This is a genomic window from Pseudodesulfovibrio karagichevae (assembly GCF_041414475.1).
In the GTDB taxonomy this organism is placed as follows: Bacteria; Desulfobacterota; Desulfovibrionia; order Desulfovibrionales; family Desulfovibrionaceae; genus Pseudodesulfovibrio; species Pseudodesulfovibrio karagichevae.
Map to the genome: position 1 here is coordinate 12,003 of NZ_JBGLYH010000025.1, position 21,188 is coordinate 33,190.

General features: G+C 65.7%; 22 protein-coding genes. 11 read left to right on the forward strand and 11 right to left on the reverse strand.

What is annotated here, in order from left to right; genetic code table 11:
• Nucleotides 1-47 precede the first annotated feature (47 nt).
• Nucleotides 48-878, forward strand: a complete 831-nt coding sequence (locus tag AB6M95_RS10175) for an MBL fold metallo-hydrolase (RefSeq protein ID WP_371386633.1) — start codon at nt 48-50, stop codon at nt 876-878.
• Between the two features lie 57 nt (nt 879-935).
• Here AB6M95_RS10175 and AB6M95_RS10180 read toward each other — a convergent pair whose 3' ends face one another.
• From AB6M95_RS10180 to AB6M95_RS10205, 6 genes are all read right to left on the reverse strand, one after another.
• The gene (locus AB6M95_RS10180) at nt 936-1,154 is read right to left on the reverse strand and encodes a hypothetical protein (RefSeq protein ID WP_371386634.1); all 219 of its coding nucleotides are present in this window, start codon (nt 1,152-1,154) and stop codon (nt 936-938) included.
• Nucleotides 1,155-1,301: 147 nt separating this feature from the next.
• On the reverse strand, nt 1,302-2,039 hold the full coding sequence (locus tag AB6M95_RS10185; RefSeq protein ID WP_371386635.1) for a hypothetical protein: 738 nt from the start codon (nt 2,037-2,039) through the stop codon (nt 1,302-1,304).
• 52 nt (nt 2,040-2,091) lie between these two features.
• Nucleotides 2,092-2,310, reverse strand: a complete 219-nt coding sequence (locus AB6M95_RS10190) for a hypothetical protein (protein ID WP_371386636.1) — start codon at nt 2,308-2,310, stop codon at nt 2,092-2,094.
• Nucleotides 2,310-3,047 carry a hypothetical protein gene (locus AB6M95_RS10195; protein ID WP_371386637.1) on the reverse strand — a complete coding sequence of 246 codons (738 nt, stop codon included), beginning with the start codon at nt 3,045-3,047 and terminating at the stop codon, nt 2,310-2,312. Before AB6M95_RS10195 ends, AB6M95_RS10190 begins: the two co-directional genes overlap by 1 nt.
• 291 nt (nt 3,048-3,338) lie before the next feature.
• Nucleotides 3,339-3,584: a hypothetical protein gene (locus tag AB6M95_RS10200; protein ID WP_371386638.1), complete on the reverse strand. Its 246-nt coding sequence runs from the start codon at nt 3,582-3,584 to the stop codon at nt 3,339-3,341.
• 43 nt (nt 3,585-3,627) lie between these two features.
• Nucleotides 3,628-4,461 carry a phage capsid protein gene (locus tag AB6M95_RS10205; RefSeq protein WP_371386639.1) on the reverse strand — a complete coding sequence of 278 codons (834 nt, stop codon included), beginning with the start codon at nt 4,459-4,461 and terminating at the stop codon, nt 3,628-3,630.
• Nucleotides 4,462-4,716: 255 nt separating this feature from the next.
• Between AB6M95_RS10205 and AB6M95_RS10210 the strand changes: the two genes are divergently transcribed.
• Both AB6M95_RS10210 and AB6M95_RS10215 read left to right on the forward strand, forming a co-directional pair.
• On the forward strand, nt 4,717-5,763 hold the full coding sequence (locus AB6M95_RS10210; RefSeq protein ID WP_371386640.1) for a tRNA dihydrouridine synthase: 1,047 nt from the start codon (nt 4,717-4,719) through the stop codon (nt 5,761-5,763).
• Between the two features lie 12 nt (nt 5,764-5,775).
• Nucleotides 5,776-6,411: a cyclase family protein gene (locus AB6M95_RS10215; RefSeq protein ID WP_371386641.1), complete on the forward strand. Its 636-nt coding sequence runs from the start codon at nt 5,776-5,778 to the stop codon at nt 6,409-6,411.
• A 601-nt stretch (nt 6,412-7,012) separates the two neighbouring features.
• On the opposite strand, the gene mobA is transcribed toward AB6M95_RS10215, so the two are convergent.
• Nucleotides 7,013-7,618, reverse strand: a complete 606-nt coding sequence (gene mobA / locus AB6M95_RS10220) for a molybdenum cofactor guanylyltransferase (protein WP_371386642.1) — start codon at nt 7,616-7,618, stop codon at nt 7,013-7,015.
• A gap of 72 nt (nt 7,619-7,690) precedes the next feature.
• Between mobA and AB6M95_RS10225 the strand changes: the two genes are divergently transcribed.
• From AB6M95_RS10225 to AB6M95_RS10245, 5 genes are all read left to right on the forward strand, one after another.
• Nucleotides 7,691-8,527 (forward strand): alpha/beta hydrolase, encoded by an 837-nt coding sequence (locus tag AB6M95_RS10225; protein WP_371386643.1) that lies wholly within the window; start codon nt 7,691-7,693, stop codon nt 8,525-8,527.
• Nucleotides 8,524-8,970, forward strand: coding sequence for a DUF2784 domain-containing protein (locus AB6M95_RS10230; protein ID WP_371386644.1), 447 nt, complete (start codon nt 8,524-8,526; stop codon nt 8,968-8,970). Before AB6M95_RS10225 ends, AB6M95_RS10230 begins: the two co-directional genes overlap by 4 nt.
• Nucleotides 8,971-9,036: 66 nt before the next feature.
• A complete protein-coding gene (locus AB6M95_RS10235) occupies nt 9,037-9,303 on the forward strand; it encodes a hypothetical protein (RefSeq protein WP_371386645.1) in 267 nt (88 codons plus the stop codon).
• 618 nt (nt 9,304-9,921) lie between these two features.
• Entirely contained in the window at nt 9,922-10,968 is a 1,047-nt protein-coding gene (locus AB6M95_RS10240; protein WP_371386646.1) for a GGDEF domain-containing protein, read from the forward strand.
• 45 nt (nt 10,969-11,013) lie between these two features.
• Nucleotides 11,014-12,123, forward strand: coding sequence for an ABC transporter substrate-binding protein (locus AB6M95_RS10245; protein WP_371386647.1), 1,110 nt, complete (start codon nt 11,014-11,016; stop codon nt 12,121-12,123).
• On the opposite strand, the gene AB6M95_RS10250 is transcribed toward AB6M95_RS10245, so the two are convergent.
• The 4 genes from AB6M95_RS10250 to AB6M95_RS10265 form a co-directional block, all read right to left on the reverse strand.
• A complete protein-coding gene (locus AB6M95_RS10250; protein ID WP_371386648.1) occupies nt 12,111-12,275 on the reverse strand; it encodes a hypothetical protein in 165 nt (54 codons plus the stop codon). The genes AB6M95_RS10245 and AB6M95_RS10250 overlap by 13 nt on opposite strands.
• A gap of 295 nt (nt 12,276-12,570) precedes the next feature.
• On the reverse strand, nt 12,571-15,126 hold the full coding sequence (locus AB6M95_RS10255) for a methyl-accepting chemotaxis protein (protein ID WP_371386649.1): 2,556 nt from the start codon (nt 15,124-15,126) through the stop codon (nt 12,571-12,573).
• Nucleotides 15,127-15,303: 177 nt separating this feature from the next.
• Nucleotides 15,304-15,531: a competence protein ComEC gene (locus AB6M95_RS10260; protein WP_371386650.1), complete on the reverse strand. Its 228-nt coding sequence runs from the start codon at nt 15,529-15,531 to the stop codon at nt 15,304-15,306.
• 18 nt (nt 15,532-15,549) lie between these two features.
• On the reverse strand, nt 15,550-16,974 hold the full coding sequence (locus AB6M95_RS10265) for a DNA integrity scanning protein DisA nucleotide-binding domain protein (RefSeq protein WP_371386651.1): 1,425 nt from the start codon (nt 16,972-16,974) through the stop codon (nt 15,550-15,552).
• A 277-nt stretch (nt 16,975-17,251) separates the two neighbouring features.
• Between AB6M95_RS10265 and AB6M95_RS10270 the strand changes: the two genes are divergently transcribed.
• The 3 genes from AB6M95_RS10270 to AB6M95_RS10280 are packed head-to-tail and all read left to right on the forward strand — an operon-like array spanning nt 17,252 to nt 21,065.
• Nucleotides 17,252-18,151, forward strand: coding sequence for a c-type cytochrome (locus tag AB6M95_RS10270; RefSeq protein ID WP_371386652.1), 900 nt, complete (start codon nt 17,252-17,254; stop codon nt 18,149-18,151).
• The gene (locus AB6M95_RS10275) at nt 18,148-19,503 is read left to right on the forward strand and encodes a cytochrome ubiquinol oxidase subunit I (RefSeq protein ID WP_371386653.1); all 1,356 of its coding nucleotides are present in this window, start codon (nt 18,148-18,150) and stop codon (nt 19,501-19,503) included. Before AB6M95_RS10270 ends, AB6M95_RS10275 begins: the two co-directional genes overlap by 4 nt.
• Nucleotides 19,503-21,065 (forward strand): c-type cytochrome, encoded by a 1,563-nt coding sequence (locus tag AB6M95_RS10280; RefSeq protein WP_371386654.1) that lies wholly within the window; start codon nt 19,503-19,505, stop codon nt 21,063-21,065. Before AB6M95_RS10275 ends, AB6M95_RS10280 begins: the two co-directional genes overlap by 1 nt.
• Nucleotides 21,066-21,188 lie beyond the last annotated feature (123 nt).

Below are 21,188 nucleotides of genomic sequence, written 5' to 3' on the forward strand. Positions count from 1 at the left end.
CTCTTTTCCCGTGTCCTGCCAGTAGACCGCAACCCCGGAGGCCCCTCATGGAACTGACCTTTCTCGTGGACAACAACGCCCTGGTGGGCAGCCGCTTCCTGGCAGAGGCCGGGCTGTCCATGCTCCTCGAAGCGGACGGAAAGCGCGTGCTGTTCGACACCGGCTATTCGGACGCGTTCCTGGCCAACGCCCGGTGCCTGGGCGTGGACATGGACCACCTGGACTGGATCGCCCTGTCCCACGGCCACTCGGACCACACCTGGGGGCTGGGCATGCTGCTGCGGCACTACGACATGACGGCGTGCGAGGACCGCACCCAGGCGGGGCTGATCGCCCATCCCAAGGCGCTCGGCACCAAGCGGCATCGGGGCATCCCCGAGTTCGGCTCCCTGGTGGCCGAGGACAAGCTGGCCAGCTATTTCGATTTGCAACTCACGGCCGAGCCCGTCTGGCTGACCGACTCCCTGGTCGCTCTGGGCGAGATCGAGCGGGTCACGGATTTCGAGAAGCCCGCGCCCCTGGGCGAGCGGCTGGAGGGCGGCGCGTTTGTGCCGGACGACATTCCGGACGACACGGCGCTGGCGTACGTCTCGGACACGGGGCTGGTGGTCATCGCGGGCTGCGCCCATACGGGCATCTGCAACACCGTGGAGCAGGCGAAACGGGTGACGGGCGTGGACAACGTCCGCGCGGTGCTCGGCGGGTTCCACCTGCAAAAGGCCCGGCCCGAGCGGCTCGACCCCACGGCGGACTACCTGGCCGCGCTCGACCTGGAAGGGCTGTGGTGCTGCCACTGCACGGACCTGGCCGCCAAGATCGGTCTGGCCGCCAAGTGCCCGGTCCGGGAGGTGGGCTCGGGCATGAAGCTGGCGTTCTAGGCCGGGACCGAAAAGACGGCAGGAAAAAACAGGGGACGCCCGGAGGCATCCCTTGCTTCAACTCTTGTCCTTCACGTCCTTTTGATACTCGGGGTTTCCCCGATAGGCAAAATAGGAGCTGCTTGCGTTCTTGACAAAACCGGCGAAGAGAACGATCCCGACAGCCGCTCCCAACTCCCAAGAGGCGGTATAGAAATATGTCAGCATTCCGGCCAACGGGCCGACAATCAGCCCAAGGCCATAGGTCACCAACAGTATTCTAGTAAGTCTTTTCATTACCAAGCATCCTCGGAAGTTGTCGAGATATCCAGTATCGGCCCGGAGTTCCCTGGCCCGTGTCTATCGATCATCATCCACAACGATCTTTGTCCCCATTCCTCAACCATCCCTCTTCATATCCCGTCCATTCCGGCCGGATTTCGACTAATCTGCCTGCGCAAGAGGGGGCTCATCGTGCGGTCTTCCCGCCCTCCGCTTGGCGAACCAAACGGCGGCGAACAAGACGACATATGCGCCGTGCGCCCCCAAGAGCACGGGAATAAAGCGGCCTTGGTAGGGAGCACCGAGGAAATGCGTCGCCAGATACACCGCCGAGAAGAGCGCGATGGCGGGAGCGACGGCGGCGAGCACTTTGCTCCGCAACAACGAGGCCAGGAACAGGGCGAGAACGAAATAGAGGAACCAGGCATAGTCGTTGGCCAGCCCGGCGGCGTCATGGGACGGGAAGGCGGTCAGGTTGACCAGGGGCGTATAGGTCAGGAGAAACAGCGCGCAATACCATGCCCACCCATCGACGGTGGCCGTCGCTCCGCCGCGCCCCGGCCGGACAAGGCCCGCCGCATCGGCGAACACGACGAGCACGAAGAGGAGCATGCCCGCGCCATACGGGGTTGAGAGCGATTCCGGCGATACAAAGGCCAAGGACACGACCAGATACGCGGGATAAAGGATGTGGAGGACGAGCAGCCCGCCGAGCGCCCTGCCGAAGACCGCCCGCTTCGTCCGAAAAGACAACAGGCAAATGGGCAATTCCAACGAGAGCAGCACCGTAAAGGCTACGGCAAGAGCCACGCTTTGCCCCTGCACCACGGTTTCGCGAACATGATTCGAGAACAAGGCCAGGATGGCAAGCGTGCAGACATTCAGAGCGATGTTGTACATGGGTGGCCCTTGGGGTCAAATGGACAAGGGACGCCCGGAGGCATCCCTTGTTTCAACTCTTGTCCTTCACGTCCTTCTGGTATTCGGGGTTGCGGCGCAAGCCGAAGTAGGTGCTGATGGAGTCGCGTAATGACCCGGCAATAACCAGCAGGCACACAAGCACCGCGAATTCCCAGGACTTCGAATATACGTACACCGCGACGGCAAGAACGATCGCCACCAGCGTGTCCACCACATAGTGCCGGAGCAGATTCCTGGTCAATTTCTTCATTACCAAGCATCCTCCGGCGATGTTAATACATCCATCAGAGGGCCGACCTTTTCCATTCGTCCGAGGATCCTAAGGATCTTACTGCCACTATTTTTCATAAATTCACTCATCATTTCATTACCCACCGATTCTCCAAGCGGATGGGTCACGCCTTGCACCTTCTGCGCCGGGGTCTTCTCCTTGTCCGCCCAGGGAGGATTGTTCCTTATCCTGTTCATCCAATCCGCGGACTCTTTTGCGTCCCGCCCCCGTATAGCTTTATCCATCGCCGCCGCATCCCTGGACGAGGACGGCGGCCGCTTGGCATCATCCGAACTCCGGTTCGGGTCGATCCCCCGGTCGCGCTCCCACTGTTTCAGGTCTTCGGCAGCCTGGGGAGCGCTCTGCGCCGTGCCCACCCCGGCCTCCTTTGCGGCCTGCGCGCCCATGGCGAGCAGGGTGCGGGGCCGGGCCCTCGGTGCGTTCGGCGGCTGGTCCACAAACGGTTCCGGTCGGCCGTAGTCGTGATTCAGGGAGACCTTTCTCCCCTCCTCGGCGGGGTCCCAGTCGAGCGGCTTTTCCACGGTCCACCAGTCCAGGGACCGTTTGTTGCCGTGGGACTTCTTGGCCAGGCTGCCCTCCTTGCGGACCGGCTCCATCACGCCGTCCGCATATTCGAGCCACTGCCGACGGGGTTCGCCGGTGAACCTGTCCACTCTTGTACGGGTAAATGCATCGCTTTTCAACAGGTCGTTCATATCGATTGTCCTCTTCCGTCCGTTGATAGTAAAACGACATTCAGGCTGTCGGGAAATGGTCAGACGCTAGGCGCAAGAAAAATCCAGGACCGAAGCGTATTGGGCATACGCGAGGGTCTGGATTTTTCGCAGCACACCTGGGGCGTAAGATCTTGTTCGGCTCCAGGATTCGCCTACAATTCACTTAACGACGCAGATGGCCGTTTCCCGACAGCCTGAAAAGGGCCTCCCGAAGGAGGCCCGTGGCGGGGGAGTGAATGCCCCCCAACGTCAATCTCCTCTGTTTGTCCGCTAGGCGGTGATCACGGTGACCGCGCCGTCCGTGTTGGCTGCGACCATCAGGTCGATGGCGGCGGCGTAGTTGGCGCCGGTACAGGCGATGACGATGTCGCCGGTCTCCAGGTTGTAGTCCTCGGTCGCCTGGTCGAAGTAACCCGGCCCGGACACGGTGGCCGCGTCGTCCTCGGTGCGGTAGATGAACAGCTGCTGGCCGGGGACGCCGCCCATGAGCCGCATGTCTTCGCTGGTGTATGCCATGGTGTGTTTCTCCTTTTACGGTTGGTTGTGGTCGGTTGCGGTCCTAGGCGATGGCGGCGTCGTCGTCGCACTGGATCTGGACCACGCCGTCCGGGTCGATGAGGCAGGCCCCGGCCGAGAGCATATGGTCCACCAGGTGGGCGGCCTTTTCCGGCACCCAGTCCACGAACGCCTGGACCTTCTGGCCCTCGGCCAGGCCCGCGGCGTTGCGGTGGTAGATGTAGCACTTGCGCATGCCCGCCTCGTCCAGCGGCAGGCCGGTGTGGAACATCCAGGTGATGCCCAGCCAGGTGCGGGACTCGGTGCCCTTGAGCCAGGCGTACTGCTCGCCCGCGTAGTCGCTGGACTTGAACTCCTGGATGTTCAGGAGCTCGTTCCACTGGTGCGGGCCGACCACGGCGAAGCGGTGGCCGTCATCCGGCACGTCGTTGGCGTTCAGGGTGCCGAAGGCCTGGAGGATCTTGTCCTTGGTCAGGCCGGTGGCCGCCTCGGCGACCACGTTGGTGGCCCCTTCGAGCTTGGTGATGATCAACTCGTCGATCTTGCGGCCGAGCGCCCAGGCGCCGGCGTTGGCGGCCACCTGTTTCTCGTCGCTCTTGTCCTTGAGCTCGTCGAGCTTGTCGATGTACTCGGCGGCGTACCAGTCGGACAGGGTGCAGGACACGTTGGAATGGTTGAGGTTCATGAGCGGCACGTTGCCGTGGCGGGTCTTCTTCCCGGCCGCGCCCTTGCCGACCTTCTGGAAGATGCACTTGGAGCCCTCCACCTCGGTCTGGAGGCGGACGGTCTGGCGCATCTTGGAGCCCTGGGCCTGATAGGCCTGGTGGACCATCTCGACATACTGGGAGACAAAGGCATTGCTGACAGTCGTGGACATCGGTTTCTCCTTGTCCGTTGCGGTTGTGACAGGCCGGGTATCCGAACTGCGTCCGCCTGGCGGGTGTCCGGGGCCGGAAGGCGAACCGTTCGCCTCCGTCCCCGGGCCGCGTGCAAGACCTCCGGGCCGGGTGCGCAAAACCTAGCATGGGTTTTTCGCAAACCCCGGTTTCGTTGAAGAATGTCAGGGAAAAACAGTCGAGAGGTATAAAAAAGCAACTTGACAGGGATTCAAATCCGGGCAGATTCGGCCGGTATGCAACCGCTCGACGACACCCGCAGGCAGGCCCTGGCCGCCCGCCTCGACCAACCGCTGACCATCGGCTCCAAGACCGTGGCCAACCGCCTCTGGCTTGCGCCCCTGGCTGGGCTCGGCAACGTGGCCTTCCGCGAGGTGCTCGACGGCTACGGCGGGTGCGGGCTGATGTTCACCGAGATGTGCGGGGCCAAGAGCGTGCCCACCGAGAGCCCGCTGGTCTCGCCGGTCTTCCGCTGGCGCGAGGCCGAGCTGCCCCGCCTGGTCTGCCAGGTGGCGGGGGCCACCCCGGAGCAGATGGTCCCGGCCGCCCGGCGCGTGCAGGACTGCGGCTTCTTCGGCTTCGACATCAACATGGGCTGCTCGGTCTCCGGCATCGTCAAGAAGAACGCGGGCGCGGCCCTGCTCAAGGACCCGGACCAGGCCGTGCGCGTGGTCGAAGCCGTGCGCAAGGCCATCTCCATCCCCCTGTTCATCAAGTTCCGCACCGGCTGGACCCCGGACATCGAGCCCGCCGTGCAACTCGCCCGCCGGTTCGAGGACGCGGGCGCGGACTGCCTGGTCTTCCACCCGCGCATGGCCCCGGACAAGCGCACCCGGCCGCCGGTCCGCAGCCACATCAAGGCCGTGGCGGACGCGGTCTCCATCCCGGTCTTCGGCAACGGCGACGTGGTCACCCCCGCCGACTGCCTCGACATGCTCGAAACGACAAACTGCGCCGGGGTCTCGGTGGGCCGCATGGCCATCGCCCGTCCCTGGCTGTTCGCCGAATGGACCTCTCCCTACACCCCGCCCGAGACCTGCTTCCGCGGCTACGCCCTGCGCCTGGCCGACGCCCTGGACCGCCACTTCGACCCGGTGCGCGCGCTCAAGCGCTACCGGTTGTTCACCATCTATTTCGCGGCCAACTTCCTGTTCGGGCACTCCCTGCAATCCTGGTTTCTCAAGGCCAGGAACATGGATGAAATACGGGAGGTAATACAAAAGCACATCCAACCTGACCTGCAACTCGTCAAGCGGCCCAACCTGAGCATGTACAATATCTGACGGAGGGAAGCCATGCAGACCATTGATCTCAGCCATACCATCCGCACCGGCATGCCGGTCTATCCGGGCGACGAGGCGCCCTTTGTTCGCCGTACCCATTTCATCAAGAAACACGGGTTCGCCGAGACGGCCCTGACCCTGTCCACCCACATCGGGACGCACGTGGACGCGGCCGCGCACCTGTTCGTCGAAGCGCCCGCCCTGGACGGGCTCGGCCCGGACAACTTCACCGGCTGGGGCGCGGTCCTCGACCTCACGGCGCTGACCACCCCGTTCATCGACCAGCCTGATCTCGCCGCCCTGGCCGACATCGACAGCCTGGACTTCGCCCTGCTGCGCACCGGTTGGGACCAGTACTGGGATACCGACCGTTACTACCGGGATTTCCCCACCCTGACCCCGACCGCCGCCCGCTTCCTGGCCGGACTCGGCCTCAAGGGCGTCGGCCTCGATACCCCGTCGCCCGACCCCGTGGATTCCCATGACCTGCCCGCACACCGCATCCTCTTCGACCACGGCCTCGCCATCGTCGAAAACCTCACCCACCTCGGCGACCTGCCCAGCGAAAGCTTCATCTTCTGCTGCCTGCCCCTGAAAATAGCCGACGGCGAAGCCTCGCCTTGTAGAGCTGTGGGGATTGCGCTGTAACGGAAAGGTGAGTGAGGGGAAGCCTCCGGCGGCCCCTTCGGGGAGACCAGGACGCTGTCCTGGACCTGCCAAAGAACCCTTTGAAAAGGGTTCTCTGGACTCTCCTAAACTTCTTGTGTCGCTTCGCGAGAGTCGTGCGGCGACGGAAGGACGAGACGGGGACGCCTTCCGCCGTGCCGGTTGGCGATTTCGGATAGAAAAAACGGGTGGGACGGCGTGCCTCTTCTCGTGAAGGGGCACGCCGTTTTTTCCATCCGAAATCGCGGGGTTTTCTTTGGGGAAGGAGAAGACCCGTTAAGAACACCTCTTCGGCGTCGTCCGAAAACGCCGTAATACCGATTCGCCGCGTCCGGCATCCTGCCTGCGGCGTTGGTTACCGTCCCGAAGGGTTCGCGCCGGGCGGCCCTCCGAGGCCCATGGACGTCCGGCGCGAACACTTCGGGACACCGCCCAGCCGCGCAACAATCCACCACCCCGCGTCCGCACGCCCCTGCCGAAGGCACACAAAAAGTTTGGGAGGGTCCAGGGAACCTTTTTCCAAAAGGTTCCCTGGCGGGGTCTGGGGCAGCGCCCCAGCCGCCGGAGGCATTCTTCCCCCGGCCTAGATGCCGAGTTCGGTGGCCAGGTGTTCGGCCTGGCGGAGGTCGTCCGGGGAATTGACGTTGAAGAAGGAGACGTGGTGGGGGTCGCCTTGTTGGAGCAGGGAGACCGGGACTTCCTTGACGCGGACCTGGTCGAAGAAGCCGATGATGCGGTAGTTTTCCTGTTCGAGTTGGGCCTCGATGGGGGGGATGCAGCGCTTGGAGTAGATGGCGCAGAGGGGTTCGACGTAGCCGTCCTCTTTGAGGGGGATGATGACGTCGTACGCCGGGTCGGCCTGATCGAGGAGCGCCCGGACCAGGCCGGGCTGGAGGAACGGGCCGTCGCAGGCGGCCATGAACCCATGCGGGGCGCGCATGGCGCTCAGGCCCGCGTGGATGCCGGTCAGGGACGAGCGGGCCTCGAACCGGTCTTCGGCGACCGGATAGTCATACGCCTTGTAGTCGTTTTTGTTGCGCGCGGCGATCAGGATCTCGGGGAACAGGGGGCGGTAGACGTTGATGAGGCGGTCGAGGATGGTCTGGCCGTTGATGGTCAGGAACGCCTTCTTGACGTGGCCCATGCGGGTGCCGAGCCCCCCGGCCAGGATGATGCCTGCGATATCCATGGGGGCAAAATAGAACAAGGGGCGGGAAATGGAAAGGGTGCAAAACCGGGCGGCCGGGTGTATGGTCCGGATATGTGGACGGTATTGAAGATAGCGGGCGGCGCGGGCGTGGTGTACGCGGCCCTGGCGGCCTGGGTGTTCATCACCCAGCGCGGGCTGGTCTATTGCCCGAGGCGGGAGCTGGCCGGGACTCCGGACCAGGCGGGGCTTGCGTATGAGGACGTGTGGCTGACCACCGGGCAGGGCACGCGCATTCACGGCTGGTGGCTGCCGTGCGAGGGGGCGGACCGGGTGTTGCTGTTGTGCCACGGCAACGGGGGCAACGTCTCCTATCTGATGGAGACGTACAGGATATTTCACGATCTCGGGCTGTCGGTGCTGTCCTTCGACTATTCGGGCTACGGGCGCAGCAAAGGGCGGCCATCGGAGAAGGCCACGCGCGGCGACGCTCGGGCGGTCTGGGACTGGCTGGTGGGCGAGAAGGGCATCGAGCCGGGACGGGTGGTCCTGTTCGGGCGCAGCCTGGGCGGGGGCGTGGCAGCGCGGCTGGCCGCCGATCTGGTGGAGGCGGGCACGGACCCGGGCGGGCTGATCATGGAGTCCACGTTCACGTCGGTCACGGACATGGGCGCGGCGCGCTATCCGTGGCTGCCGGTCCGCTGGCTGGTGCGGCACCGGTACGACAGCGTGCGCGCGCTGCGCGGGGTACGGGTGCCCGTCCTGTTCCTGCACAGCCCGGAGGACGACCTGGTGCCCTATGCCATGGGGCGGACGCTGTACGAGGGGTATGCCGGCCCCAAGCTGTTCTGGGCCCTGTCCGGCGACCACAACTGCGGGTTCATGACCACTTCGGGATACGCCGAGGGGCTGCGCCGGTTCCTGCGCGGCCTGCCGGGGCGGTGCGGGTGACGGACGGGACCCCGGCCTTCTGGGCGGATGCGGTCCTGGTCGTCCACTTCGGCATTGCAGCCTTTCTCGCTTTGGGATTGCCGGTCATCTGGATCGGTGCGGCGGCCGGTTGGCGGTTCGTGCGCAACCCGTGGTTCCGCTGGTCCCATGCGGGGCTGATGGGCGTTGTTCTGGCCGAGACCGTGGCCGGGAAACTCTGCCCCCTGACCGTCTGGGAGGCGGCCCTGCGGCGCGCGGCGGGCGAGGGCGGCGATGCGCCTGCCTCCTTCGTGGGGTACTGGCTGGGGCGCGTGCTCTTTCACTATTTCGACCCGGTCTGGTTCGGGGTGGCCTACGGCCTGTTTTTCGGGCTCATTGTCCTGACCCTGTTCCTGGTCCCGGTCCAGTGGGCGGCAAAACCTGCCGCTTCGCGCGATACGACGACATCCAACAATTCGGGATAAAAGGATATTTTTATTGGAGCACGGGTTTTGCTTTTTGTTGTGGCAGCCAACAAGAAGGAGACGAAAATGCCTGCTATCCAACCTGTTTCGACCCGGACCGACGTTGTCGGAGCCGCCCGTGAACGCATAGAGCAACTCAAAGCCCGGGCCGCAGAAGGCCTGGATGACGCCATGGCGGCCGTGACACGGAACCTGGGCCGTCGCGAAGCGGCCGAGGCCGAGCAGAGCCTGGGCCCGCTGAGCCTCGACCTGGCCGCTCAGGGGTCGGACGCGCACCGCCTGGACCACGCCAAGGTCCTGGACCTGATCAGCGATCCCTTCGAAGACGACTAGGCTCGGAATTTCCCTCCGCGAAAACGGTTCGGGCAGGCCTGAAAACGGGCCTGTCCGTCTTTGTGCTTGCCTTTTGTTCACGGGCACAATATATTGTCATAATTGGACCTTCTCTTTTTTGTCTGTCTCTGCCCGGTGACCCGGACCCCCTTCCGAAAAAAAAGCATTTTTATCTCCAGGCCTGACCGAAGGTTGCGTTCAACGTGACGGTTTCTGCGGCCCGCACCCTTGCGCACGATTTCGTGGGGGCGTATATTTTAATCAACGGCAGGGGACCTCGAAAGAGGCTTATGAAAGGACGCAGACGGAGGATGGGAGGAAATAGACACCGATTTCTTCGAAAACACATGTGGCGAATGGAGTCGCCCCGCTCACAGAAAGAGCACCGTGCGCCAAAAGAACCACGCACCAGGCCGTCATAAAATGCAATTTTGAAATGTCTGGCCCTGATGCCCGCCGGGAAACCCGGCAAGGCGCACTTTTTTATGCCCATCCCTACCCCTTTCCTCTTGAATCAGGTCGTCAACCGGTGCTATCAAACCGGAAAGGCGGCGCTTTTACCCGAACAACGGCAAGTCCGGGTATTTCCAGAGTCCATCACACCGGGAAACCTCCACGATGTCCAAAACTGCCAACGAGATCGACCGCTTCTACAGAAGCCTGCATGCGAACGACAACCCCCGCGAGGGGGACTGGATGGCCGTCATCCTGTTCGTCCGCAACCTGCTTCCCAGACTGACCATCTATTCCGACGACAAGAAATCCGAGATCCAGTTCGAGGTCTGCGAGCATCTCATGGAGAACGACTTCTCCGAGGAGCGGCTGGAGACGGTCCTGGCCCTGCTCGACGGGTATCTGCTGCAGACCATCGGGGCCCTGGAGATGGAGGAGGCCCTGACCCAGGAGAAGCGCACGGCCGGTCTGCTCATCAGCGAGATGAACGAGATGATCGGGACCATGCACGGAGCCAACGAGCGCCAGGACCACCGCCTGAACACCTTCCAGGAGGAGACCGTGGGGGTCATCCAGGAGGGCAGCCAGAAATCCCACATCCTGTCCCGGGTGCGCGGCATGTTCCAGGAGCTCATAGAGGAGTTCCGGGAGGAGGCGCGGCTGCTCAACGCCAAGGCCGAGCATTTCCGCATGACCGCCGACTTCGACCCCCTGCTCACCGAACTGCACAACCGCCGCTCCCTGGAGGCCCACCTCAAGGCGGCGGTGGAGGAGTTCGCCCGCTCGGGCACGCCCCTGTCCCTGATGATGATCGACGTGGACCACTTCAAGAACGTCAACGACACCTACGGCCACCAGGCGGGCGACGACGTGCTCCGCGCCCTGGCCGGGATAGTCACCACCCACGCCATCCAGTACGACGGCTTCGCGGCCCGCTACGGCGGCGAGGAACTGATCGTGGTCATGCAGGACATGGACCTGAACCGGGCGGCGGTCAAGGCCGAGGCCCTGCGGGCCGACGTGGAGAACTACGACTTTCGCGTCCGGACCAACGGCCAGCTGGCGGACACGCCCATCAACTTCACCGTGTCCGTGGGCGTGGCGCGCCTGAAGGTCGGCTGGTCCGCCGGGGAGCTGATCGGGGCTGCGGACGCCGCCCTGTACCAGGCCAAGAACTCGGGCCGCAACCGGGTCTGCACGGCCCCGAAATAGCGGCTCCACATCGACGGTTATCGACAACCGCCGATGGAGAATCATTTGTTAAAAGAACGTGTTACACACTTCCGATTAGTCCCCGTATTCGCCCTGGCCTGGGTACTGTCCCTCTGCGGACCGGTCCTGGCCGCCGAGGTCCTCCTGCTCCATTCCGGGTCCGGTCCCACGCCCTGGAACCAGCGGCTGGCCTCGGGCCTCATCGAGGGGCTCGGCAGCGCGGCCTCCGTGCGTCAGGCCTTTCTCAAGGCGAACGGCACGGACGAGGACGCCTACGACGACGTCTACAGGCAACTGTCTGAGGCCCTGGCCGGGGACGCGCCCGAGGCGGTGGTCGCCGAGGGGCCCGTGGCCTTCGCCTTTGCCCGCAAGTATGCCAACCTGTTTCCGGACGCGCCGCTGATCTTCTGCGCCATGGCCCGGCCCGACCCCGCCGAGCTGGCCGAGTGCGGCAACTGCACGGGGTTGTCCACGACCAGCGCCGTGCGCGAGAACGTGGACCTCATCTTCGCCATGCGGCCCGACACCCGGCTGGTGGTGGCCATAACCGACCGTTCGCCCGGCTCGGCCCGGCTCATGGAACGGGTCAACCAGGCCATGCGCCCCTACCTCGACCGGGCGCAGATCATGTTTCCCGGCTTCGAGGCGGGCGACGACCGGGGGCTCGATCTCCACGGTCTGGGCGACACCCTGGCCAGCGTGCCCTCCACGGGCGCGGTCCTGTTCCTGGGGTTTTCCGAGGACCGGGACGGCAACCCCGTCTCGGACGAGGAGCTGGCCACCCTGATCCGGGAACGCGCGGCCTCGCCGGTCTATCTGGCCAGCGACGCGGTCTTCGGGTCCGGGGCGGTCGGGGGGTGGATGATTCCGGCCAAGAACGTGGGGGCGGACGCGGCCCGAGTGGCCCTCCGTATCCTTGGGGGCGAGGACGTGCGCGAGATGCTGCCCACGCCCACCAAACCGGTGCTGCGCTTCGACGGCACGGCCCTGGCCCGGTACGGGCTCAAGGCGCCGGACAAGGCCGAGTTGATCAACCCGCCCGCCGGAAAGGTGGAGGAACGCCCGATCCTGCCGGTCACGGGCCTGGCCTGGGCCTTCGGACTGGCCACAGCGGCCGCCCTGATCGTGCTCCTGCGCCGCCGCTACAGGGCGTAGATGACGGACGCCTGGGCCACGGCCATGGCCAGCAACGCGAAGCCCGCCACCGCGGTCATGCCGCGCTTGGTCGTCCGGGCCAACCGGCACAGATCGCTCAACCCGGCGGCAAAGAATTCATGCGTATAGGTCTTGTCCTGGAACCAGATCATGTTCGCTCTCCCGCGTTGATTTTCCGGAGAGGAAATCGGGGAGGGAAGGCCGCTGTGCGGCATTGTCAGGTGATTTCCCCTTGATTCGCCCCCTCCATGGGACTCGCCCCTTCGGGGCGTTGCGGTAAGACCGCAGCGTCCCAATTCGCTGTTCTGCGGATTGGTCGGCGGGCAGGGACTCACACCCCTGCACCCCATTTTGCGCCTGCGGCGCGGGGTTCAGTGGGAAGACTAGTCCCCGGCCGCGATCGGTTCTTGACCGGTTCGTGGCGATTGGCCGACGGGTCCGTGTCGCCTAGCCCGCGTGGCGGACATCCACGGCCAGGACGGACACGAGGCTCCCCTCGCGGTTCTTCACCGGCGTGGCCACTGTCAGGCAGTAGTCGTCGATCACCTTGGAATAATAAATATTCGAGATGAAACTCTCACCCGTTCGCACGGGCTCGCGGAACCAGTCGCGGTCGGCCCAGCTGGTGCCCGGCCCGCCCCGGGACGCGTCCGCCTTGCCGTGGGCCATGGCGAACTCCGTGACCTGCACGCCGCGCGGGTCGATGATCCAGGCCATCTCCAGGCTGGGGTTGTCCCGGACCACCCGCGTGAGCAGGTTGAGCTGTCTGGCCGCATTGCCGTTGATCAGGTCCGGGGCCTTGGCCAGGGACTCCACCTGCTTCTGGACCACGCCCTCGCCCAGGAGCATGAACAGCCCGTAGAGCTTGGACAGGGTCTCGATCTGGCCGGTCAGCTCGCCGATGGCCCCGCCGGTCTGGGACACGGCCTCGGCGGTCTGGGTGGACACGGCGTCCACCTCGCTCACGGCCCGGTTGATCTCCTCGCCCGTGTGGGACTGCTGGGTGGACGCCGCCGCGATGGCCTCCACCTGGCGGGTGACGGTCTCGAAGAATTCCATGATCTCGTTCAGGGCCTGGCCCGATTCCCCGGCCAGCCGGTTGGCCACATCCACCTGGTCGGCGGCCTGGTCCATGCCCTTGATGTTCTCGCGCACGTCGGTCTGGATGGCCGCGATGGACCCGCCCACCTCGCGGGTGGCGTCCATGGTCTTCTCGGCCAGCTTGCGGACCTCGTCCGCGACCACGGCGAAGCCTCGCCCGGCCTCGCCCGCGCGGGCCGCCTCGATGGCCGCGTTCAGGGCCAACAGGTTGGTCTGGTCCGCAATGTCGGAAATGACGTTCATGACCTTGCCGATGGAGTCGGCCTTGGCCCCGAGGTTGGCGACCTGCTCGCGCAGCTGCTCGGTGATGGTGTGCACGTCACCGATGGATTCCACGGTGCGCCGGACCACCTCGGATCCCTCCTGGGCGCGCTGCCGGGCGTTGCCCGCGTCGCGGGACGCGGTCTCGGCGTTCTCGGCCACCTCGCGGATGGACCCGGCCAGCTCCTCCATGGAGGCCGCCGTGGTCTCCACGCGGGTGCTCAGGCTGTTGGCCCCCTCCATGATCCGGTCGGACTCCTGGTTCACCGTGGCCGACGCCTCGCGCATGCCCGAGACCACGGTCTCGAGCATGCCCGCGGCCTGGAGCATGCCCTCGCGCTGGGCGCGGGCCGCGTCCGTGCGCGCCCTCCGTTCGCCCTCGGCCCGGGCTGCGGCGGCCTCGGCCTCGGCGGCGCGCGTCTGGGCCAGGCGCGAGGCCTCCTCGGCCTCCTCCATCTTTTCGCCCAGGTTGTGGACCATCCGTTCGATGGCCTCGGTGACCTCGCCGAGCTCGCCCTTGAACCGGCCCTGGGGCTTGGCCGCCAGGTCGCCCTCGGCCACCCGGCCCGCGTAGACGCGCAGTTCCTTGAGGGGCTTGAGCAGGACAAGGCGCAGGAAAAACAAGGTGATCAGGACGATGCCCGCCACGGACCCGCCGCCCACGACCATGGCCGCCTCCTTGAGCTTGCGCACCGGGTCCAGGGCCTCGGACGAATCGATCTTGGCCACCAGCCCCCAGGAGGTGTCGCCCACCTTGACCGGGGAATAGGCGGCCAGGACCTCGCGGCCCCGGTAGTCCACGCTGTCCATGCGGCCGCTCTGGCCCTCCAGGGCCCGCCGGGCGGGCTCGGAGCGCATGGCCCCGGTCTGCGGGTCGGCGAAGGAGGCGACGACGCTGTGGCCATCGGGATCGGAGTGAAGGTCGGAGCGCATGAGCCCGTCGGGGCCCACCAGGTAGGCCTCGCCGGTCTCGCCCATGCCCGCCCTGGTGTGCATGACCGTGTTCACGGATTCGATGGGAATGCGCAGCATGGCCACGCCCTCAATGCCCTCGCCGTAGCGCCGGATGGGCGCGGCGATGAAGGCGCAGGGCTGGCCGTTCAGCGGCCCGTACGGGGCGAAGTCGACGAACACGGTCTCGCCCTTGAGGGCCCGCTTCCAGGCGTTAAGGAGCTGGCTCTTGGCCAGCGGCCCTTTGGCGATGTCCTCGCCCAGCTCCTTGCCCCTGGCTGCGGAAAAGACGATGCGCCCGGTGTCGTCCAGGATCAGGGCGTCGGCGTAGCCGCGCACCTTGATCCACGGGGTGAAGTCCGGATCGACTCGCTTCAGGGCGTGGGCGTAGTCCTCGTTGGCCAGGTCCATGGGCTGGCCGGGCTGGGCCGCGTAGAAGATGATGTCCCGGAGCCGGACCAGGGCGCTGTACACGTACTTGGCCTCGGAATACATGGTGATGTCCCGGTTCCACAGTTCAGTCAGGGTGTCCAGTTCATGGGACTTGGCCTCCTGGAGCGAGACCAGCTTGCTGAAGGACTGCTCCTTCAGGCTCACCGAGGCGTTGTGCAAACTGTAACCCGCCATGCCCGCCAAGGGCACGATCCCCACCAGCAGGCAGAACAGAATCATCTTCACGCTGAGTCGCATTATCCCCCCTCTTGCGGCGCCGCCGGGCCGCTCGAATGCGTATGATTGAAGGGGGCAGACTACCTGCGGGCACGTTTTTGGCGACCCGATTTGTTACAGCGGCGTAACGCTCGCGTTACATCTGAGAGGATTTTCTGTTACAGCGACAACCGTAATGATTATCAAAGGATGAAAGGATCAGGCGAGGAACGCGGCGTACAGCGCGGCCAGGAGCCACAACAGCCCGGACAAAACCGAAGCGGCCGGGATCATCCACCACTTGAGCTGCACGGAGCGGCCCCGGAACCTGAAGGCCGCGCAGCAGCTGAACAGGGAGAGGACCATCTGGAAGAGCAGCCCGGACACGGCCAGGGCGGGCAGGGCCAGGGCCCAGAACAGGGGGTCGGACATCCAGTCGGCGCGCATGCACGAAGCCCGGACCGGCTAGCTCATGACCCACTCGGCCAAAAGCGGCGGGCGCCGCAAGCCGCAGATGTGCTGGAAATGGCAGAGCGCGGTCAGCTCCACCCCGTCCTTGATGATGGACACGGGGCGGTCGGCGGACACGACCACGACCACCAGGTCCCGGTGCTCGGCCGTGAAGCGCAGGGCGGAGTTGAAGCGCGCCCCGCGCGCCCGGTTCTCGCCGGGCACGCTGCGTCCGTCCATGAGGCAGGCGAAGCCGTGCAGCTTGAGGTCCCGGCCGATGTGTACGGCCCCGTCCAGCTTGGCCAGGGAGCAGGCCAGCTTGAGCTCGCTGGACCGGGTCAGGTCCAGCGGTTCCTCCAGGTGCTGGCCGGACATGGTCATGGGCTCGCGGGCCATATCCACCACCAGGGTGCAGCCGTGCTTGCGGTCGCGCACCCGGTTGACCATGGTCGAGGCGATCTTGAACAGGGCGTTCTGCTTTTCCATGCTCATGTCCGACTCCAGCATCTGCTCCTCCAGCTGGACCAGGTTGGCCCGCAGGTTGGAGGAGTGGAAGCGCCCGTCCGAGAAGCTGCATACGAGCTGGTCGCGGATCCATAAAAAGCCGTAGGAGCCCGAAAACTGGGCCGCCAGGTACGCGCCGGGCATGGGGCCGATGGCGATGCCCAGCACCGAGGTGCCGTTGGAGACCAGGACCCGGCCCGAGTCCTCCACGGCTTGCAGCAGCTTGCGCACGTGCTTGAAATTCGCGGTCTGGGGCTGTTCGTTTTCCGGGAAGCGGCAGATGAAACGGACCTGGTCCAGCTGGTTGGGCTCCACCACCACGATGCGCCCCCGGGGCGACGCGCCTTCCTCCTTGGTGGCCGACACGCCCAGGATCGCGTCCAGGAACGGGTAGACCCGGATATGGGTGTCCAGCCATCCCAGGCGCGAACGCTCGTCCACGATGAAGTCGCGGATGGCGTGGACCGCGCAGTGCTGGAGCATGAACCCGGCGGTGTCCAGTCCCATGACGTTGCCGATGGCGAAATGCTGGGAGAGCAGCTCGGCCGCGTATTCCAGCCAGCTCCGCGTGGGGCCGAGCGAACACATGTCCGGATGCTCCTCGGTGAACCACATCTGGTAGCTCACGGAATCGGACCGCGCGCCCAGGGTGATCAGCCCGGCCAGGTCCAGCCCGACCTCCTCCTGGCTGAGGATGCGCAGCCTCTCGATCTGGGCGTCCTCGCCCCGCCAGCGGCTCGAATAGAGGAAATAGTCCTGGAGCTTGGGCTCGTGCCCTTCGAGCAGCCCCTGCGGGTCGCAGATGCGCGGCGGTTCGCCCCGGCCCATGGCGTAGACCACGGCCACGCGGCTCGGCGGCGAAAAGTGGGACAGCCCTTCCCGAAGGCCGTCCAGGATGTGGAATATGCAGATGTTCTCGAATGATGCTTGCGACATGCTTCCCGCTCCCGCTGACGAATTGCAGCCCCGACCTTGGCCCATCCGTAGACCAAAAGTCTCGAAAATGTCCAGAAAAGGTTGGGCCCGGAAAGCGGCCGTGCGCGGACCGCGAGGCCGTTGACGCGGCGCGTTCGAAGGAGCACGGTTTCACGAAACCCGCATTGACGGTTGAACAAGTACATAAATATCGCATAGGATGGGTCCGGCGTTCCCTCGGGCCGCCGGTGTTGGAGCCCGTCACGATGAAGTCCCAGTCTGCTCAAACGGAGAACCCATGAACCAGGCAAAACTCTTTTTTTCACTGACCCTGTTGGTATTGTTGCTTATCTTCGGCGCGTGGCTGGTGTTCTTCTTCCAGTGGTCCGCGCCCATGCCGCGCACGGCCGCTCCGGCCGTTGTCGGAACCGGCACCGGCGCGGCCGCCGCACAGGCCCCCGCGCCGCTCGAGCCGGTCTTCAACCCGCCGGCCCTCGAAGACGCGCCCGAAAAGATCCGGCCCATGATCCTGCTCGGCTACAAGATCATGACCGAGACCAAGAAATACGCGCCTGAGTACGTGGGCAACGACATGGCCTGCACCAACTGCCATTTCGACGGCGGGCGGAGCAAGGACACCATCTCCCTGGTGGGCGTGGCCGCCAAGTATCCGCTCTACCGGGCCCGCCGCGAGTACACGGCCGACCTGGCCCTGCGCACCCAGGGGTGTTTCGAGCGCAGCATGAACGGCAAGGCCCCGGCCCCGGACAGCCAGATCATGCAGTCCCTGCTGGTCTATTACCAATGGATATCCAAGGGCATTCCCATCTACTCCAACCCGCCGTGGGCGATCCTGGCCCATCACCTGGAGAACGACCACAAGCCCGACGCCGCCGCGGGCAAGAAGGTCTTCGCGGACGTCTGCTCGCGCTGCCACGGCGAGGACGGGCACGGCACGCCCATTGCGCCGCCCCTGTGGGGCGATGGGGCCTACAACGACGGGGCCGGGATGGACCGCATCCGGACCTTCTCGGTCTTCGCCTGGCGGTTCATGCCCAAGTCCAGCCCGAGCCTGACCCAGGAGCAGGCCCTGGACGTGGCCGCATTCGCCAAGGCGCAACCGCGCCCGAAGTTCGTGGCCACCCATCCGAACAAGATCGAGCGCGTCATCCCGCTCCCCGGGGAGGCCAAGCAATGACCTTCCCCCTGATCCACGTTCCCGTGCTCGGCGACGGCATGACCATCGCCCTGGACGCCGTGCTCCACGTGCTCATCAGCCACGGCGTGGCCATCGGCATGACCATCCTCATCGTCATCTTCCAGAACCTGGGGGCCACGGGCCACGGCAGCTTCTGGGAGGAGACCGCGCGCACCCTGCTCAAGCCGGTGGTCATCGTGACCACCTCGGTGGGCGCGGTGACCGGCGTGGGCATCTGGTTCATCACCGGCATCCTCGCCCCCGAGGGCATCGGCTCGCTCATCCACCTCTTCTTCTGGCCGTGGTTCATCGAGTGGTGGGCCTTCACCACCGAGGTCGTCCTCCTGCTGATCTACTACTTCCTCTGGGACCGCCTGGCCCAGCGCAGGCCGCGCCTGCTCATGGCGCTCGGCTGGGGCTACGTGGCCGTGGCCCTGAGCTCCGCCGTGCTCATCTCCGGCATCCTCGGGTTCATGCTCACCCCGGACGGCTGGCCCCAGGGCGGGACCTTCACCCAGGCCTACTTCAACCCGACCTTCGTGCCCCAGTTCATGCTGCGCATCTCGGCGGGCATCGCTTTGGGCGCGCTGCTCATCCTCGGCTGGACCGGCTGGCGGTTCAAGGGCGCGGCCAGGGATCGCGGCCGGGTGCTGCGCCTGACCGGCCTGGTCATGCTCGCGGCCATGGCCTCCACCGCCGTGTTCGCCTGGATCTACTTCTCCCGCATCCCCCAGACCTACCTGACCCACTGGAAGTTCGCGGTGGCCACTTCGGTCTGGTCCCAGGAGCCGAACCTGCTGCCCGTGCTCAACGGCGTGGCCGTGGCCTGCCTGGCACTGGCCGCGGCCGCCGGGCTGCTCAAGCAACGCCGGACCGCCATGCTCCTGTTCCTGCCCGCCCTGATCCTGGCCGTGGGCATGGTCGCCGAGTTCGAGCGGGTCCGCGAATTCGTGCGCGGCCCCTACCTCCTGCCCGGCTACATGTACGCCAACCAGACGCGCATGGTCCGCCAGGAGGCCGCCGTGCAGCAGGGCCGTCCGCTGCTGGCCACCCTGGACTGGGTCAACGCCACTACGGACAAGGCCCCGGCCGCCCAGTCGGGCCGCGCCCTGTTCGACGCCAACTGCGGGGTCTGCCACACCATCGGCGGCATCAACGACATCACCGTGCGCCTGCAGGGCCGGACCCTGGAGAGCGTCAACGCCATCACCTCCATCACCGAGAGCATGGTCCCGTTCATGACCCCGTTCAACGGCTCCGAGGAGGAGCGGCTGACCATGTCCACCTACCTCTATTCCATGGCCAACAAAAACACCCTGCCACGGCCGCAACTCCAAGGGGAGGTCAAGTGATGGCACCCTGGAAAGACCTCTTCCTCGCACTGCCGCTGCCCGAGATGTGGCTGCGCATCCTGCTCTTCGTGACCTTCGGCCTGCACCTGCTCTTCGTCCTGCTCATGCTCGGCACGGCCATGCTCGGCTTCGTCTACTTTCTGCGCGACTGCTGCTCCGGCAACCGGGTGGAGATGGGCTGGAACCAACGCATGGTCAAATCCCACCTCGGCCTCAAGAGCCTGGCCGTGGTCCTGGGCGTGGGCCCGCTGCTGATCATCCAGGTCATCTACTCCCTGGGTTTCTTCACGGCCACAGGCCTGCAGGCCTTCACCTGGCTGTCTGTCATCCCGCTGCTCATCCTCGCCTTCCTGGCCATTGAGCTGTTCGAGCACAAGATGCTCTCCCGGCCCTGGCTGCCGTTTATCAGCGGCGCCATCGGCCTGGGCGCGCTGCTCACGGTCCCGGCCATCTTCACCGGGGCCCTGTCGCTCATGGAACGGCCCGGCGAGTGGACCGGCTTCGCGGCCAAGGTCATGGCGCCCGGCTCCGTCTACCTGCCGCACTGGCTCTTCCGCTACCTGCACGTGCTCGGCGCGGCCATCGTCTTTGGCGCGGCCTTCCACCTGTTCTTCTCCGCAGGGCAGGACACGGAAAAACGCGCCCGACTGCGCGCCTGGCTGTTCGGCGGCGTCCTCTTCCAGGTCGCCATCGGCGTGCCCCTGCTGTTCACCGTGGCCAACGTGTTCAACTGGACCGTGCTGGCTGCCGTGACCCTCGGGTCCGTGGCGGCCATGGCCATGGCCTGGACCCTGCGCCCGGCACCGGTCATGACCCTGACCGACGGCTCCCTCCGGGGCGGGCGCGCCCTGCTCCTGCTGCTGCCGGTCGTCTTCGTGTCCATGCTTGCCGCCCGCCAGTCCCTGCAGGACGCCACCCTCATGCCCCTGCACCGGCAGGCCCGCACCGCCCTGGCCCGGGAATCCGCCGACCTCGGCCAATTCCAGAAGCCGGCCCTGGACACCTTCCGCCTCAAGCTCGCCACGGTCTACGACAACGGCCCGACCATCTACGCCAGGAGCTGCCAGCCCTGCCACGGCGTGGGCGGACTGGGCGACGGCCCGGCGGCCACCCGGCTGCTCATCCGCGCCGAAGACATCGCCGCCGTGCGCGCGGACCGCGACTACGTGCGCCAGATCCTCCTGGCCGGATGGCCCGGCTCGGGCATGCCCTACTTCACCGTGTTCGACAAAGACAAGATCGACTCCCTGCTCGACCAGTTGGGCAGCACCTTCACCATGTTCGGCCCGACCACCGTGCCCAAGCGCGCGGTCGGCCAACAGGCCCGCGACCTCTGGAAAAACACCTGCGCCACCTGCCACGGCGCGACCGGACAACCCTCTCCGTTCGGCCTCACCCTGCACCCCGCGCCCCCGGACCTCAGCCGGTTCTCCCTGGAACCCGAACGGTCCCTCCAGGTCATCACCGACGGCTACCCCGGCACGGTCATGCAACCCTACCGCAACCTGCCCGAGGAAACCCGCCGCGACCTGGTCGCCATCTCGTCCAACCTGAGGCGATAACGGCGCGGTCGACACGTAATAAAGAAAGCCCCCGATCCCAAAGGGACGGGGGCTTTTTTTGTCCCGCGAGAGGCACCCAAAAAGAGCCGAGCGGCCGCGCATGTGCGGCCGCTCGGCTCTTTG